This window comes from Nocardia sp. NPDC006630, from assembly GCF_040611495.1.
In the GTDB taxonomy this organism is placed as follows: Bacteria; Actinomycetota; Actinomycetes; order Mycobacteriales; family Mycobacteriaceae; genus Nocardia.
In genome coordinates, this window is record NZ_JBEXOK010000001.1 from 151,514 (window position 1) to 167,293 (window position 15,780).

At 65.7% G+C, this 15,780-nt stretch carries 14 protein-coding genes; 4 read left to right on the forward strand and 10 right to left on the reverse strand.

The genetic code is table 11. The annotated features are described in order from the left end of the window. Positions 1-4: 4 nt before the first annotated feature. Positions 5-1,069 carry a lipocalin-like domain-containing protein gene (locus ABZX86_RS00720; protein WP_355118665.1) on the forward strand — a complete coding sequence of 355 codons (1,065 nt, stop codon included), beginning with the start codon at positions 5-7 and terminating at the stop codon, positions 1,067-1,069. Positions 1,070-1,187: 118 nt separating this feature from the next. On the opposite strand, the gene ABZX86_RS00725 is transcribed toward ABZX86_RS00720, so the two are convergent. Next, positions 1,188-2,195, reverse strand: a complete 1,008-nt coding sequence (locus ABZX86_RS00725) for a GlxA family transcriptional regulator (RefSeq protein ID WP_355118667.1) — start codon at positions 2,193-2,195, stop codon at positions 1,188-1,190. 104 nt (positions 2,196-2,299) lie between these two features. Between ABZX86_RS00725 and ABZX86_RS00730 the strand changes: the two genes are divergently transcribed. Next, the gene (locus ABZX86_RS00730) at positions 2,300-2,914 is read left to right on the forward strand and encodes a TetR/AcrR family transcriptional regulator (RefSeq protein ID WP_355118669.1); all 615 of its coding nucleotides are present in this window, start codon (positions 2,300-2,302) and stop codon (positions 2,912-2,914) included. A 15-nt stretch (positions 2,915-2,929) separates the two neighbouring features. On the opposite strand, the gene ABZX86_RS00735 is transcribed toward ABZX86_RS00730, so the two are convergent. The 5 genes from ABZX86_RS00735 to galK form a co-directional block, all read right to left on the reverse strand. Then, a complete protein-coding gene (locus ABZX86_RS00735; RefSeq protein WP_355118671.1) occupies positions 2,930-4,348 on the reverse strand; it encodes a prolyl oligopeptidase family serine peptidase in 1,419 nt (472 codons plus the stop codon). 89 nt (positions 4,349-4,437) lie between these two features. Beyond that, positions 4,438-4,668 (reverse strand): hypothetical protein, encoded by a 231-nt coding sequence (locus ABZX86_RS00740; protein WP_355118673.1) that lies wholly within the window; start codon positions 4,666-4,668, stop codon positions 4,438-4,440. Positions 4,669-4,679: 11 nt separating this feature from the next. Then, positions 4,680-6,437: a sodium:solute symporter family protein gene (locus ABZX86_RS00745; protein WP_355118675.1), complete on the reverse strand. Its 1,758-nt coding sequence runs from the start codon at positions 6,435-6,437 to the stop codon at positions 4,680-4,682. Between the two features lie 119 nt (positions 6,438-6,556). Further along, positions 6,557-6,988 carry a group II truncated hemoglobin gene (locus ABZX86_RS00750; RefSeq protein WP_355118676.1) on the reverse strand — a complete coding sequence of 144 codons (432 nt, stop codon included), beginning with the start codon at positions 6,986-6,988 and terminating at the stop codon, positions 6,557-6,559. Between the two features lie 134 nt (positions 6,989-7,122). Then, complete coding sequence (galK, locus tag ABZX86_RS00755) at positions 7,123-8,250, reverse strand: galactokinase (protein ID WP_355118678.1); 1,128 nt, start codon at positions 8,248-8,250, stop codon at positions 7,123-7,125. Positions 8,251-8,678: 428 nt separating this feature from the next. Between galK and ABZX86_RS00760 the strand changes: the two genes are divergently transcribed. Both ABZX86_RS00760 and ABZX86_RS00765 read left to right on the forward strand, forming a co-directional pair. Then, positions 8,679-10,115 carry a GGDEF domain-containing protein gene (locus ABZX86_RS00760; RefSeq protein ID WP_355118679.1) on the forward strand — a complete coding sequence of 479 codons (1,437 nt, stop codon included), beginning with the start codon at positions 8,679-8,681 and terminating at the stop codon, positions 10,113-10,115. A 40-nt stretch (positions 10,116-10,155) separates the two neighbouring features. Beyond that, entirely contained in the window at positions 10,156-10,677 is a 522-nt protein-coding gene (locus ABZX86_RS00765; protein ID WP_355118681.1) for a hypothetical protein, read from the forward strand. Positions 10,678-10,738: 61 nt separating this feature from the next. On the opposite strand, the gene ABZX86_RS00770 is transcribed toward ABZX86_RS00765, so the two are convergent. From ABZX86_RS00770 to ABZX86_RS00785, 4 genes are all read right to left on the reverse strand, one after another. Next, the gene (locus ABZX86_RS00770; RefSeq protein WP_355118683.1) at positions 10,739-11,536 is read right to left on the reverse strand and encodes a DUF6319 family protein; all 798 of its coding nucleotides are present in this window, start codon (positions 11,534-11,536) and stop codon (positions 10,739-10,741) included. Positions 11,537-11,739: 203 nt separating this feature from the next. Further along, positions 11,740-12,147 carry a hypothetical protein gene (locus ABZX86_RS00775; RefSeq protein WP_355118685.1) on the reverse strand — a complete coding sequence of 136 codons (408 nt, stop codon included), beginning with the start codon at positions 12,145-12,147 and terminating at the stop codon, positions 11,740-11,742. A 153-nt stretch (positions 12,148-12,300) separates the two neighbouring features. Further along, entirely contained in the window at positions 12,301-13,194 is an 894-nt protein-coding gene (locus ABZX86_RS00780) for an SGNH/GDSL hydrolase family protein (protein ID WP_355118687.1), read from the reverse strand. A 126-nt stretch (positions 13,195-13,320) separates the two neighbouring features. After that, positions 13,321-15,723, reverse strand: a complete 2,403-nt coding sequence (locus tag ABZX86_RS00785; protein ID WP_355118689.1) for an MFS transporter — start codon at positions 15,721-15,723, stop codon at positions 13,321-13,323. Positions 15,724-15,780 lie beyond the last annotated feature (57 nt).

Here is a 15,780-nt window from a genome sequence, read left to right on the forward strand (position 1 = left end):
CGCTATGACTACCACCGACATAGTCGAAGTATGGAATGGTCCCGGCCGCCGAGACGGGCACCTGACAACTGTGGAACCGCACCACAACGGTTTTCATCCCGCGTCGAGCAAACTCGCGTTCGAGCACTGGTATTTCGACGCTCACCTCGACAGCGGTCACGTTGTGGTCGGATTTCTCACCAAACGCCGGCCGGAGGATCTGCCCGGCGCGCGCCCGTGGGTCGAGATGATCGTCTACCACCCCGACGGCACACGACGGCAGGTGAGCAAACGGTATCCGAAAGCGGCGGCATCGTTTTCCACCGACTCCTTCGACGTTCGCATCGGCGCGAATACCGCCCGCACCGAATTTCCCGACACCGGTCTGCCGGTGCACCATGTGCACCTCGCCGAGGGCGATCTGGTGTTCGATCTGCACTTCCACAATGAGACACCCAGCTGGATGCCGGGGAAGGGCGAAACCCGCTTCGGCGCGACCGACAGTTTCGGCTGGGTGGTCGCCGCGCCGCGCGCCCGCGTGACCGGGACCATCCAACTCGACGGCAAGACACTCACGGTCACCGGTCGTGGCTATGCCGACCACAATTGGGGCGTCGGCGATATGAAGAAGGTCATCGAGCGCTGGCACTGGGGGCGACTGTATGTCGAGGAGTACTCACTGCTGTTCGCGAGCGTGCTGACCCAGCCGCAGCACGGCTCCCACGACATCGCCCCGCTGATGCTCGCCAAGGACGCCGACATCATTCTCTCGACCGGCGAAACCGTCCTGACCGAGGGCCCGAAACTCTTCGATTCGACTGCCGGGCGCGAATTTCCGCAATGGCTGGAACTGCATGTCCCCGGTCAGCTCGAGCTGCGCCTGACCGTAGAGTCGGTCATTCACGCCCACGATTTCATCGACGACTTCCCCATCGCGCGAACCCGATTGATCAAACCCCTGATCCACCGCCTCCTCGGCCACCCGGCGTATTTCCGCTTCCAATCCGCGGTCGAACTGACCGTCCACACCGATACCGGACCACAGCGCCGCACCGGCACGACACTGAACGAACTGGTCGCGCTGACCTGACCGGCGCGACCGGTTCACGGACGTCCCGGCTTCGTGGAGATGTGGGCTGGTCGTGTATAGGACTGCTCATTGGCGATCGACCAATTCCTGCGCCGCCTGCTCGAGCAAAAACCTCCGATCAGGACACGGCCTCCTCGAACGCCGGATCGGCGAAAGCAGCATCGACGAATGCGGCGGAACCGGTCGAGCGGAAACGCTGCTGGTACTTGAGCGGCGAGATGCCCAGGCGGGCAACAAAAGCCCGCCGCAGCGCCTCACTGCTGCCGTATCCGGAGGACATGGCGGCCTCGGTCACACTGTGCCCGGCATGCAGCATGTCGCGGGCCAGGCCGAAGCGAATGTAGGCGACGTACTCGGCGGGTGAACGCTCCAGTTCGGCCCGGAAGAGCCGGGTGAGGTGCCGGACGCTCACCTGCCCGTGCGCCGCCAGGGTCTGAACCGTATGCGGCAGTGCCGGATCCGCGCAGATCAGATCCACGACCCGGCGTACGAGCGGACTACGCGCCGTCGGCCCGTTCAACGAAGCCGAGAACTGCGATTGCCCACCCGCGCGCTGCATGTACACCACGAGCGACTGCGCCACTCGCCGTGCCACATCCGCGCCGTGGTCCTCCTCGACCAGCGCGAGGGCCAGATCCACGCCGGCCACCACTCCGGCCGAGCTGTACAGATTGCCGTCGCGCACATAGATCGCGTCAGGATCGACGGCGACCTTCGGGAAGCGGTCCGCCAGATCCTTCGTGAATTTCCAATGCGTGGTGGCCCGCCTGCCGTCGAGCAGACCGAGTTCGGCCAGCACGAAGCTGCCGCTGCAAATGGAAGCCAGACGCCGGGTGTTCCACGACAGGTACCGAGCCGCGTCCAGGACCTCGGGGGTGGCGAACTTCGCCGGGTGCAGTTCACTGCCCGGAATCAGCACGGTATCGAAGAATCCGGAATCGGCGGCCGCGCCGCTCACCTGGATCCGGGCGCCGATCGAGGTCTGCACATCGGCGCCGTCGGGCGAGACCAGTACCACCTCGTAGCCATCGACCGCCTGGTTTGCCTCGACGAATACCTCCGCCGGACCTGTGAAGTCGAGCATTTTGACGCCATCGAAGATGAGAATGCCGACTCTGCGACGCATCGGAACGACGTTATTGGAGGACATGACAACCATCATTATGGAGTCGCGCCTCCAAAACAAGACTCCGGCGCGAGACCGATCAGTCCAATTGGTACGGTGAGGCCATGGCACGTCCGCGGCAATTCAATGAATCGGACCTGCTCGACGCCGCAACGGAGCTGTTCTGGTCGAAGGGTTTCGACGACACCTCTGTGGAGGATGTCTCACTCGCCGCCGGTGTCGGCAACGGCAGCATCTACTCCGCCTACGGCAGCAAGCGCGGTCTCTTCCTGGCCGCCTTCGAACGCTACTGTGACCGCCGCGCCCGGTTCGTGCGCGATGTCATTGCCGGAGCACCCGGCTCGGCCCGCGCGGCGGTACGCGCACTCTTCCAGGCCGTCGTGGACGATTGCGCCTCGTATCCGGACCGGCGCGGCTGCCTGATGATCAATAGCATCGCCTTGTTCGGCAGCCGGGTACCGGAGGTCGTCACCATCGGTACCCGCTCGACGACGGCCATGGAACACGGCGTCGCGGAGCGGCTACGCCCTGCCATGCACGCTCGAGGCGAGGTCGACGAAGCGGCCCTGTCCGCCCTCAGCGCGCATATCGTGGTGGTAGCGCAGGGCCTGATTCAATTGAGCCGCTTGGGAACTCCCGCCCAGCGGCTGCGCGAGATCGCCGAGATCTCCTGCGACGCACTGCCGCCCGAATGGGCCGATCGGCTCGCCACCGCATAACTCCCGGCGGCTCGACTACCTCAGCAGTTGCCAGTGCAGCGCCCAGGGCACGAAGACGCAGCCGGTGAGCAGGAGTATGGCCAGCTGCGCTCGGGATATCGCGTCGATGCGATTGCGGTTGCGCCACCACGTCAGCGCAAGAGCTGCGACTGCCAAAAGTACTGTGGCCGCCAGTATGTGGACGATCAACCATTGCAGGGGTTGGCCGAGAAGAACGACCGCGGGCGCACGCTGCGCTCCGGTAACCAGAACCCACTCCACGCATGCCACGCCGCCGAGCACTGTTGCCAGCCCGAGTGCCGACACCGAGCGGGCGGCCCAGCGCACGCTGGAGGGACGTCGAGTATCGCTGCGCCGCAATAGCATTCGTGCAGCAGCGGAGAGCGGGTAGGCGGCGAAGCCGATCAGCAGGAACGCCAGGGCGGCGTATTCGTAGGCGGGGCGCCCGTCGGGGGCACGGCTGAGAGAGGTTTCCGGCGGGGCGGGGACGGCGCTCGAGGCCGGTGGACGGCCATCGGCAACCGCGTGGATCCAGTCGGTGATCACGTCGGCGTAGCCGGGGCCGAGCTCCCCCAGCGGCTTGCCGTCGAATACGGCGCCGCCGATGCTGTCGAATCCATCGGTGGTGCGGTGGCCGTTGTGGCCGGCCCCTGGCACGAAACAGGTGGTGACGGAGTGGTTTCCGGCGCGGGCCAGTTCACTCTGGAAGATTTCGGCGCTCTCGGCGGCGGGCACCTTCACATCATGTTCGCCCCAGAGTGCGAGTACCGGCGCATGGATCTGCGCCAGGACCGGCGCCGGATCGAAATTCGCCTCCGGGAACAGGCCGGTGCCATTGATGAATTGGGCTCCGGGACCGGCGACCGCGGCAGGTAGAGATCCGGTAATTCCCTGGTGTGCCAGTCGATTTCGCAGTGACCAGGTCTGCGTCCGCAGTGGGGTGCGGCCGGAGCCGCCGATGGTCACCACGAAGGCGACCTCGGGCGAGCGGGCAGCGGCCAACGGCGCTACCCAGCCGCCTTCACTGAAGCCCCACAGGCCGACCGCTGCTGGATCCACATCCGTGCGGGTGCGCAGCAGCGCCACCCCGGCGAGCGCGTCGTCAGCCAGTAGCGAGAAGTCTCGGTGGGTGGTGGAGTAGCCGATCGTTCGTTTGTCGAACACCAGGGTCGTCACACCCGCGCGGGCGAAAGCCTGTGCCTCTGGCAGATATTCGGCACGCGGACCGGGACCCGAGCCGTGAATGAGGACGACGGCGGGATGCCTGCCTGGACTCGCGGGCGTGAAAACCGTGCCGCGCAGCGTCACTCCGTGGCTGTCGAAGGCCACCTCGGTCTCGGTCATATCCTGTTGTACCGGTTGAGCATTCGCGATGCCTGCCGCCGCCGCCAGAGCGAACAGCAGTCCCGCGAGCACACTGTGCACCACACGCATACCCGAAAAGTATCGGCGCGATTCTCAGCCCACATCACCCTGCGGTAGTGCACGCGGGCACCCGGCAGTACTACTCGGCAGGAGCCGGACTACTCATCGTCGTCCTCAGCGGCGATCAACTCCACCACCGGGCGCAGCCGGACCCAGGCGAAGAACAGGATGCCGACGACGGTCATGCCGACTCCGGCCCACAGGTTCACGTCTATCCCACCGGTTTTCGCGCGCTGGAAATCGGTGGAATAGGCCAAGCCGACCACTATGAGGATCACCCCGTAGCAGGCGAGCAGGCCGCCGACGATGGTGCGAATATCGAAAAGCATTTGACGCCTTCCTATCCGACGAACACATTGAGGAGAATGACAAGGACCAGCGCGATACCGGCCAGCAGGCCGGGGCGCTGGTACCAGGGCAGGGAGTCGGCGTCCGCGTCGGTGCGCATGGCCTTGGGAGTTTCGGAGTAGACCAGGCCGACGAGCTCGGCGGCCGGTTTGGGCTGTGATACCTGCGTAACTGCAACGCTCACAACAACATCCAGTACAAATGCCACGGCCGCGGCGACAAAACTCACGCCCTGGCCGGACAGTTCGAAGACGTGCGCCTTGCTCATCACGAAGACCACGATCGCGGCGGTGGTACCGGTCACCAGGCCGATCCAGCCTGCCGCGGGCGTCATGCGCTTCCAGAACATACCCAGGATGAAGGTCGCGAAGAGCGGCGCGTTGAAGAAGCTGAACAGCGTCTGCAGGTAATCCATCATGTTGGAGAAATTGCCTGCGATGAAGGCGGTTCCGACCGCGCCCAGCGTCGCGCCGACCGTCGCCAGCCGCCCCACCGTGAGGTAGTAGTGGTCCGGGCGATCGCGCTTCACATACCGCTGCCACAGGTCGTAGCTGAAGACGGTATTGAACGCCGAGACATTGGCGGCCATGCCCGCCATGAACGCCGCCAGCAGGCCGGCCAGCCCCACGCCGAGGAGACCGTTGGGCAGCACATCCTTCATGAGGTAGAGCAGCGCCTGGTTGTAGGTGGCATCACCCTTGTAGTCCGGATTCGTTTTGAGCTCGGTCATCTGGGGCACCAGGACCGCGCTGATCATGCCCGGAATCACCACGATGAACGGGATGAACATCTTCGGATACGCGCCGATGATCGGCGTGCGCTGCGCCGCGGAGATGGAGTGCGTGGCCAGTGCGCGCTGCACCTCGACGAAGTTGGTGGTCCAGTAGCCGAAGGAGAGCACGAACCCGAGTCCGAACACGATGCCGATCACCGAGGCGATATTGTTGCCGAACCCGGTGAGTTCATTGCCCGGCCAGGCGTGCAGCTGTTCCGAGCCGCCCGGACCCGCGGTCACCTTCTCGCGCAACCCGTCCCAGCCGCCGACCTTGTGCAGGCCCACGATGGTCAGCGGCAGCAGCGCCGCCACGATGACGAAGAACTGCAGCACCTCGTTGTAGATGGCGGCCGACAATCCGCCCAGGGTGATGTAGGACAGCACGATGGCCGCCGCAGCCAGCACCGATATCCACAGCGGCCAGCCCAGCAGCACATTCACAATGGAACCGAGCAGGTAGAGGTTCACCCCGGCGATGAGCACCTGCGCCACAGCGAAACTCAGGGCATTGACCAGGTGCGCGCCCGGGCCGAAGCGCCGCAGCATGAACTCCGGAACGCTGCGCACCTTGGAGCCGTAGTAGAACGGCATCATCACAATGCCCAGGAAGAGCATGGCCGGAACAGCGCCGATCCAGAAGTAGTGCATGGTCGGCATGCCGTACTCGGCGCCATTGGCGGACATGCCCATGATCTCGACCGCGCCCAGATTCGCGGAGATGAAGGCCAGCCCGGTCACCCACGCGGGTAGCGAGCGTCCGGACAGGAAGAAGTCGAGGCTGGTGGAGACCCGCCGGCGGGCCAGCAGTCCAATGCCCAGTACAAAGACGAAATACAGTGCTACCAGGGCATAGTCGATCGGGTCGGCACCCAGTCGCAGTTGCCCCGATGCCACGGCAGCAAGCTGCCTCGATGCCCCGGCAGCGAGCTGCTCCGAAGGCACTGCGGCCTCGGGCAGGCTGGCGTCGAACGGCATACGGCTCTCCTGTCGAGAAGATCACGAGATGACGCGGGCACGACTGATAGCGCGCAATACTAGCCGGGCGTTCGCTCACGACCAGTAGGCGCGGTTGAATTGTGATACGTGTCCGTGAATCACCAGGTCCAGTGTGGTACTTCGCGAAGCGGATGAAGTTGCTCATCAGTTTCCGCTTGTGAGTTCTGCTGCGCGACGTGCGAGCCGAACTCGACGTGCTGACGGACCGCCTCGCGGAACTTCTCGTCCTGCGGGAGCCCGGCGACGTCCAGGGCCTCCAGGTAGACCTCGACAAAACGCTGCCGCTGCGCATCGGTGATGTGCAGGCCGCGGTGCACGTTGATGATGTATTCGAAACCCAGCTCACGCGTGAAACGTCCTGGGCCACCGAAGGATTCGGCGGTGAACCAGGTCAGATGGTCGACATGGGTGGGCTGGCGCACCGGAAACAGCTCCCGCAGAATCGGATCTGCCAGCGCCTTCTCGTAGAAGATCTCTTCCAGTGCATGTAGGGCCTCGTCGCCGCCGGCGAACTCGTACAGACTTTCCATGGCTCGCTCGTTCCTGGTGTGCGAGTGGATCGTTCCGCTAACAGGCTAAACCCGGACGGCGGCGAGCGTGCGCTTTACGACGCCGGATTTGCGCTATTCAATGTCGGATTCGCGCAATCGATGTCGGATCTACGCTATTCAATACGGCGCGCGCCAGCCGCGGGTGTCACCGCGAAGGTGCGGGGGGTATCAAAACTCCTGCGGGCGAAAGCATCTCGCACTGCCGCGGCGGTGGCCGCGGCCCGAGCACGATCGACCAGCGCGATCACACTGCCGCCGAAGCCGCCGCCCACCATGCGCGCCCCGTAGGCGCCGGCCACCAGCGCGGCGGCCACCGCGGTATCGAGTTGCGGCGCCGAGACCTCGAAATCGTCACGGAGGGAAGCATGTCCGGCACTGAGCACCGGGCCGATCGCGCGCGGATCGGCGCCGCCGCGCAATTCTTCGGCAACCCGCAGCACCCGGGCGTTTTCGGTGATCACGTGTCGCGCGCGCCGGCGCAGCACCGGATCGGCGAGGCGCTTGATATCGGCGAGACCGGTGACGTCCCGCAGGAACGGCACACCCAGTTCCGCAGCGGCCGCGGCACATTCGGCCCGGCGCTGCGCGTACTCCCCGTCCATCAGATGATGCGGGCTGCCGGTGTCGAACACCAGCAGCTGCAGATCGAAACGGTCCAGGTCGAAGGGGATCTGCTGGTACTCGCGGGTGCGCACATCCAGGAAGAGCACGTGCCCGGCGGTGCAGAGCATGGACGCGGACTGGTCCAGCACTCCCGTCGGCACGCCGACGTAGACGTTCTCCGCGGTACGCGCGATATCGATGATCTCGGCGGCGGGGACGCTCGGCGCGAACAGATCACGCAGTGCGATGGCCACCGAACACGACAGCGCCGCCGAGGAAGACAGGCCCGCGCCGAGCGGAACGGTGCTGTCCAGTTCGAGCTCGACGCCGCGCACCTCGTGCCCGCGGCGTTCGAATTCCCGGATCACACCGAGTGGATAGTGCGCCCAGGTGGGCAGTTCCGACCAGCCGGTGGCGCCCAGATCGGCCATGGTGACGGCGACTTCGTCGAGGGGAGCCTGCAGCGATCGCAGCCGCACCGTGCCGGCCGGGCGCACCGCGGCGGTGCAGGTGGTACCGAGCGGCAGGGCCAGCGGCAGCACAAAACCGTCGTTGTAGTCGGTGTGCTCGCCGATCAGATTGACCCGGCCGGGTGCGAACCAGCGGCCCACCCTCGATTCCGAGAAAGATCCAGGCACCTCAGCTCCCGTCCGGAGTCGTGCAGGTCGTTCGGTTCGATCAGCAGCGAGCATATCGAGTCGCGCGGCCCGTGATCCTGCGGGTTCGCCGGACTCATGTACGCGATGCGACATTTCGTGCCATGATCGACTCGGTTGCCCAGATTTCGATGGCAGCGCCTCTCCCCCGTGGATACTGCCGCCGCCGGCTGGGACCTATGCTCTAACAGCAACACTCGGTTCATGATCGCTGCATTCGTGACCACGAATGCCTCTCGCGTGGGGCTATCTCTCCGCTCGATGCGTGGCGGTCATGATTCGAAGCACAGCATGCGCACTGGGGACGGAGCGGACGAGGGGGGCTGGTGGAAACAGACGAAAAACCGGCCGGTCAGTCCGGTCGACGGTTCCGAGTCTGTTGGCGTTCGACGCTGTTCAGTTGTGGCGTATTGATTCTCGCACTGCCCCTGGTCGTCGATTCTCGGCGGCTCGCCCTCGCCACCCTGATCGCCTCGGTCACCATCAGCGTGGTCATGATCGGAGTGGGTGTCCGCCAGTATCAGCCCCGCCGGCCGCTGCCCTGGTATCTACTGTCCGCCTCCGCCGTGCAATTCACCATCGGCACCGCGCTGCGGCAGACCACCGATTGGCACCACCACCCCTTCGACGATCTGTTCACCCTCAGCGGCTACTGCTGCATCGGCGCCGCGGCCGTGCTCTGGCTGCGCCCGCGGCAGAACAGCACCGATCACGATCTGCTGCTGGACTCCGGCCTCATCGGACTGGGCGCGGCCCTGCTGTCCTGGACCTTTCTCATCTCGCCGATCCTGCACCGGGCGCACACCTTCAACTTCAGCACGCTCACCGCGGTCATCTATCCGGTGGTGGATGCCCTGCTGCTGACCGTGGTCGCGCATTCGGTGGTGACCTCGGCCCGCTCGGAGACCTCGCTGCGGCTGGTGTATCTGGCCATGCTGGTAATCCTCGCCGGGGACTTGGCCTGCAATCTGGAAACGGCAGGGACGGCCGAGCTGGGACGCCAAATCCAGCTCATGCCACTGCAACTCGCGTACACGCTGATCGGTGCGGCGGCCATGCATCCGACCATGGTGGTGCTCGGCAGCCCGCGCGATATCCACGCGCACCGCTCGCGCCAGCGCGCCAGCATCATCGCCATTGTCATGATCGTGGCCGCGCTGGTGCCGGTGGTCGGCTCCAGTCTGGACATGATGGATCGGGTGGTCGTCTCCTCGCTCTTCGCGCTACTACTAGCCGGGGTCCTGCTACGCAGCGAACGCGCCATCGAACGCAGCGCCCGCAGCGAGCGGCGCGCGCAGTATCAGGCAGACCACGACATGCTCACCGGACTGCTGAACCGCGCCGCCCTGCTGCGGGCGCTGCATCGTAATCGGGACCGGTGGGGCGATCAGCCCCTCGCCCTGCTGTTCATCGATCTGGACGGCTTCAAACGGGTCAATGACAACTACGGGCATGCGGTCGGCGATGAGCTGATCGCCAATGCGGCAGCACGCATTCGGCGCATGATCCGCCGCGATGACGCGGCCGCCCGCTACGGCGGCGACGAATTCGTGGTGCTCGCGCCGCTGAGCCGCCAGCAGGCGCTGCTGCTGGCGGAACGACTGCTGGCCTCACTCGGTGAACCGTTCGAGCTCAGCGCCGCAGAGGTGCGCATCGCCGCCAGTATCGGCATTGCCTGCAGCGGACCGCGCAGCGCCGATATCACCGTGTACGAGCTTCTGCGCGAAGCGGATTCGGCCATGTACCACGCGAAGGAATACTCGCTGGGGTACGTTTTTCATGCTGATCTCAGGCACGGACACCCGGAGTCCGGGCCGCGCACTTGGCACCGGGAGTCTGCGGTCTGACATCGTAATCGCTGTCACCGCACGGATATTCGGGTCCATCATGCAGTTCTGCGCACTCCGGTACCAGCTGAGCATCACCATAGCGACGGGCGCGGCCATACTGGCGCTCGGCGCGGCGGGAGCCGCCGGTGCGGCTCCGCCCGAGCTCGGCGCCTCCCCCGGCCTCTCCTTCACGGCGCCCGCCGACTCCGACGGCGCACCACCCGGCGCAGCCATCGCACTGGGCACGGGTTCGTCCTCGCTGTCGGCCGATCCGGGGTCGGCCTCCGGGCTGGCCTCCGGTTCGAGCTCGCTCCAATCGGACTCCGCCGCAGGCGGTCCTCCGGGAACCGGATCGGGCAACCCGACCTCGAGCTCATCGAATTTCGGGAACAAGCTCGGCACCTTCGGGCCGAACCTGGCGGCGGGCATCGAAAATCTCATGCGCGCCCTGGGTTTTCGGCCGGGCGCGGTGCCGAGCCTGCCCGGATGCCCAGAAGCCGGGCAGACCCCGCATCTACGCGGTCTACCCGGCTACGATTCGCTGCTGGACCCCGGCGGAACCGGAGTCTCCTGCAGCTGAGGGTGGAAAAAGCTGAGGGTCGAAACTCCTACGGCCGCAGACTCTCTCCTACGGCCGCAGATTAACCGGCCAGCTCGTCGAGCAGCTTGCGGGCATTCTCCAATTCGGCCTGCAACTGCTCGACCTTGGCACGCTGCGTCAGTCGCACGGCCTCCAGGATCGAGTCGACGACCTCGGCGACCTCGGGGTGCAGCAGCTTGGCTGCCTGCGAGACTGCCGAACCCGGTACTGCGAGACCACGAATGGTGCGCTTCTTGCCATTGACGACATCGAGCGTCCACTCGCCATCGGTGGTGCCGTTGAGCGTCACCGTGACCTCGACCGTTTTGGGCTTCTTGGCGGCGGAGGCATTGGCAGCCGCATTGCGCGCGGGGCGCGAGGTGGCGGCGGGCTTCGGCGCACCGGGCTTACCGGCCTCCGACGCAGCCGCGGCGGAGTCGGTGGAAGCCTGCGGCGTATCGGTTTTCACCGGTGTATCGGTTTTCACAATGGGAGCAGGCGGAGTGATCGGCGGGGCGGCCGGTACGGCTGCGGGCGACGGCATCGTCACGGTGGAGTCCTTCCTGGTTGCCGTTTTCTGCTTTGCGCCGGCCGCGGCTTGCGGCCGGGCCGGTTTGGTCAGGGTCACCTCGGTGGGACCGAACGAAAGCACATCTTTGGAACCGGTGGGCTTCACCTGCAGGAAATCACCCTCGGATGGATCACCGAGGGAGATCACCTTGCCGGAACGGCCTTCCGGTACTCCGACCGCTGCCGCCGTGAACCACACCGCCGGCGGACGGCCTGCATCGATCTGCTCGGCAATGTGCCGAATCTCGGTCTCTGACAAGGGCTGTGGCTTGGTGCTACGGGACGACATGGGACTCTCCGGGCGGACGGTGGGACATCAGCGTGCACAGAGCATGCCCCATGGCACCGACAAATCCACATCCGAAGAATTCGCACCGCCACCGACGCACTGGTCAGCGAACGTTCAGCTTCCGACAGGTGCGGCCCACCGAGCATGGCCGGCGGGTCCGATCGTAGGCGCTGTACCCCTGCTGTGCGCAACTTTCCGGGCGCTCACAGTTGTTCGACACCGCGCAGCACGCAGCGGACCGACTGCGGCCGGGTGACCGGATCGAGCACGGTCTCGGTGGTGAAGTCCTGAGTGCCTCCCGGCGCCACCAGTACCTCGGTGCTGGTGCGTTCCAGCACTGCGGATTCCGGCGTCATGAAACTGATCACCACCAGATACCGGTGTTCGATCTGATCCCGGTTGCTCACCACCGCGGTGGCCTCCCAACCGGACAGGGTGCCCTCACAGCCGGTGACGAATGCGCTGCGCTGCATCTCGGCGGTGGTGTGCTGCATATCCGCTCTATCGGCGGTATCGACCGCTGCCTTCGGTTCGCTCGAACGGCCGCAGCCCGAAAGCAGAGCCGCACATCCGCAGATGACACCGACGAGCCTCAGGTAGGGGGCGATCATGAATCTCCCTTTCCACCGCGCACTTCTGTGCAATATCTCAGCTGTGAAGCGTCCCAGCCGCCCCCCGCAACACACCGTTGCCGCTAATTAGCCGCGCGCAGAGATTACCGCAGTTGAAGGGCGTGTCTTGATATCACGCCAGGCGTGTCGCCCTCAGCTCGCGCCCAGCACCTCCAGCACCCGGCGGGCCTGATAGTCCGCACCCAGCTGGTTCGGATGGAAGGGTACGGCCAAGCCGACGGGATTGCCGGAGAACGGCACCAAGCCCTCCACCCAGCGGGTGCCGACGGGCCGGCAGGCATCGTGACCCGCACTGCCGTCGTAGGTATCGACGAATTCGACTCCGGTGGTGGACGCGACCTGCCCGAGCATGGTGTGCAGTTCGAGCAGCTTGCTGCCCAGCCAGATGGCGTCCGGATCCGAGATCGGAATGGTGGGGAAGCAGCCGCCGGTGAGGCCGATGCCCTCGAAGTAGTCGAGCAGCAGAATGCGGGCGTGCGGGGAGCGGGCCTGGATGCCCCGGACCGTATCGACCACGCGTGATCGGGCACGGGCGATATTCAGCGACATCTGGTCCACACCGCCGACGACCATCTTGTCCAGACAGGGTGTCGCCGCCGGATCCGGGGTCACGCAGGTCTGCACGGTCGCGGCCAAATCCGCGTCATTGCCGCCGATTTCGAGGGTCACCAGATCGGTGGCGGCGGTGAGGCGGTCGAACTGCGGCGGATTGGTGCCCAGCGGGCCGCTCTGCTCGACGGTCATATTCGCGGTGACGGCCCCGCCACAGGTGGCATCGCGGAACACCGGGACCGCGAGTGCCGCCGCGACCTGCTTGGCGTAGTTGTGCGCACTCTGCACACAGTTCGCCGGTGTGAAGGCGGTGGTGATCTGACTCAGGGTGGCATCGGCGGCCCACGAATCACCCAGTGCCACATACTCGGCGACGCCCGGACCGGGAGCGTCATCATCGGCCGCATACGCCGATCCGGCCGGTAGTACCGCCGCCAACGCGGCGGCCGTCAGTAATGCGCGCGAGAACTTCATCGTTGTCTCTCCCCGGGCCCCGACCCTGTGGATTCGAACTGGACCAGCGTCCAGTGGCGAACCTAACAGCAGCTCAGGGCTTTTGCCCGGCGAAATCGGAAATTCCGCTCGGGCCGGAAATCCGCGCTACACCCGATCCACCGATTCCACCCGCTCGTAGCCGAGCAGGACATCGTGCGCCACTTCACCGTCGACCACCGTGACGCGGCTGAAGACCGGCGGGTATCCGCGCGCCATCACCGTGTAGCGGCCGTCGGCCAGATCAGGCACCACATAGTGACCGGTGTCGTCGGTGCGAGTGACGGCGATCAGATCACCGCCCTCGTCGAGCACCGTGATCTGCGCGTCCGGAACCGCGTATCCGGCCTCGGTGCTCGCCGATCCGGCCAGCACCGCGCGGGGCAGCAATTCCACATCGTGGCGCAGCATTCCGGTATCGGGCACGGTCAGCGTCGATGCGGCGGGCCGCATATGCTCGGCCACCACCACCAGGGTGTAGGTGCCCGCCAGCACGCCGCGGCAGACGTACCCGCCATCGGCGGTGGTGACGGCACAGCCGATGACATCACCGAAGGCATCGGTGAGGGTGACCGTGGCATCGGCCAGCGGCGCACCCCGGCCCGCCGAACGCACCACGCCCGAGACCTCGCCCGAACCGATGAGCGCGATATCCAGCTGCTGCGAGCGGCGGCCGACGGTGATGGTGACCGCGGAAGGCTGGTACCCGCTCGCCGAGACGATCAGCACGTACCCGCCCGCACGCGGCACCCCGATCTGATAGCCGCCGTCAGCGGTGCCGATGGCACGCGAAACCTGGTGTCCCCGCTGATTGATCAGCGTCAGCACGGCATCGGGAATCGAGTGGCCGTCCTCGCGGTGCACACATCCGGAGATGGCCAGACCGGCAGGCTCGATGATCCGCAGTTCCGGCTCGGGTTCCGGCTCCGGCTCCGGCTCCGGCTCGGGTTCAGGTTCGGGCTGCGGCTCCGGTTCCGGCTCCGGCTCGGGTTCCGGCAGCGCCTCGACCACCACGGGGGCCGGACTGTCCTGCAGCGGAATCTCTTTCATGAACATGAGCACGACGGCGGCCACCACCGCAACAGCCGCGGCGACGTAGAACACGCCGCTCATGGCATCGGTGAAGCCGATCAGAATGGGCACCCGCAGCTCATCGGGGAGCGCGGCGATCCCGGTGGTATTGCTCTGGATTCGGCCCAGCTGCGCGGCATCGAAGCCGTCCGGCAGGCGGCCGCCGAAGGCGTGCAGAATCCGGTGCGGCAGCAGATTGAACAGGATGGTCAGGAATACCGCCACCCCCAGCGTGCCGCCCATCTGGCGGAAGAAGGTGGCCGAGGCGGTCGAGACGCCCATATCCGAACGGGGACCGGCATTCTGGGCCGCGATGACGAGCGTCTGCATACAGCCGCCCAGGCCGAAACCGATGATGCCGCAGTACAGCAGCGGCTGCCACATCGTGCTGTCGTAGTGCACGCGGGCGAAGAGCACCGAACCGATCGCGATGACCATCGAACCCGCCACCGGCAGCATCTTGTAGCGCCCGGTGAACTTGGTGATCAGCCCGGCCAATTGCGCGCCGACCATGATGCCCACCACCAGCGGCAGCATGAACAATCCGGCCCGAGTCGGCGAGTATCCGCGCACCACTTGGAAATACAGCGGCACCAGGACGATCGCGCCGAACATGGCAACGCCCACAATGAATCCGCCGATAATGGCGATGCTGAAAGTGCCACTGGTGAAGAGCCGCAGCGGAATCAGCGCGGCATCCTTCATGAGCAGTTCCACAATGACGAACAGCACCAGCCCGGCCGCCGCGATGCCGTAGCAGGCCAGTGCGCGATGGGAGCTCCAGCCCCAATCCCGGCCCTGCTGAGCGATGATGAGCAGTGGCACGGTGGCAATGGTCAGGGTGATCGCGCCCAGCCAGTCGGTGCGATAGTCGCGCCGCGGGAACGGCACATTCAGCACCTTGGCGACCACCAGCATGGCGAGCACGCCGATGGGCACGTTCACCAGGAACACCCACCGCCAGCCCTCCAGCCCGAGCAGGTGGTCGGCATTGGAGAGCCAGCCGCCCAGGACCGGGCCGAGCACGGTGGCGATACCGAAGCACATCATGAAATAGCCCTGGTAGCGCACCCTTTCGCGGGGCGGCACGATATCGCCGATAATCGTGAAGGCCAGCGACATGAGCCCGCCCGCGCCGATGCCCTGCGCCGCACGAAATCCCGCGAGCTGATACATGCTGGTGGCGAAGGTGCAGGCCACCGAGCCGAGCACGAAGACCCCGATGGCGATGAGGTAGCAGGGTTTTCGGCCGTAGATATCGGCGAGCTTGCCGTACAGCGGGGTGCTGATGGTGGCGGTGATGAGGTAGGCCGTGGTGGCCCAGGCCTGCTGGTCGAAGCCGTGCAGGCTATTGGCGATGCGAACGATCGCCACACTCACAATGTTCTGGTCCAGGGCGGCCAGGAATACGCCCAGTAGTAGACCAGACAAAATGGTCATAATCTGCCGATGCGAAAGTTCCGTTCTCGCATCGGAATCCAGAGCCGGCGGGATAAC

Coding starts and splice junctions, on each gene's coding strand:
- ABZX86_RS00775 (WP_355118685.1), bottom strand. CDS start 12,147: ATGATCGCCCCCTACCTGAGGCTCGTCGGTGTCATCTGCGGATGTGCG.
- ABZX86_RS00725 (WP_355118667.1), bottom strand. CDS start 2,195: ATGCGTCGCAGAGTCGGCATTCTCATCTTCGATGGCGTCAAAATGCTC.
- ABZX86_RS00745 (WP_355118675.1), bottom strand. CDS start 6,437: ATGCCGTTCGACGCCAGCCTGCCCGAGGCCGCAGTGCCTTCGGAGCAG.
- ABZX86_RS00730 (WP_355118669.1), top strand. CDS start 2,300: ATGGCACGTCCGCGGCAATTCAATGAATCGGACCTGCTCGACGCCGCA.
- ABZX86_RS00735 (WP_355118671.1), bottom strand. CDS start 4,348: ATGCGTGTGGTGCACAGTGTGCTCGCGGGACTGCTGTTCGCTCTGGCG.
- ABZX86_RS00720 (WP_355118665.1), top strand. CDS start 5: ATGACTACCACCGACATAGTCGAAGTATGGAATGGTCCCGGCCGCCGA.
- ABZX86_RS00740 (WP_355118673.1), bottom strand. CDS start 4,668: ATGCTTTTCGATATTCGCACCATCGTCGGCGGCCTGCTCGCCTGCTAC.
- ABZX86_RS00785 (WP_355118689.1), bottom strand. CDS start 15,723: ATGACCATTTTGTCTGGTCTACTACTGGGCGTATTCCTGGCCGCCCTG.
- ABZX86_RS00770 (WP_355118683.1), bottom strand. CDS start 11,536: ATGTCGTCCCGTAGCACCAAGCCACAGCCCTTGTCAGAGACCGAGATT.
- ABZX86_RS00765 (WP_355118681.1), top strand. CDS start 10,156: ATGCAGTTCTGCGCACTCCGGTACCAGCTGAGCATCACCATAGCGACG.
- ABZX86_RS00780 (WP_355118687.1), bottom strand. CDS start 13,194: ATGAAGTTCTCGCGCGCATTACTGACGGCCGCCGCGTTGGCGGCGGTA.
- ABZX86_RS00750 (WP_355118676.1), bottom strand. CDS start 6,988: ATGGAAAGTCTGTACGAGTTCGCCGGCGGCGACGAGGCCCTACATGCA.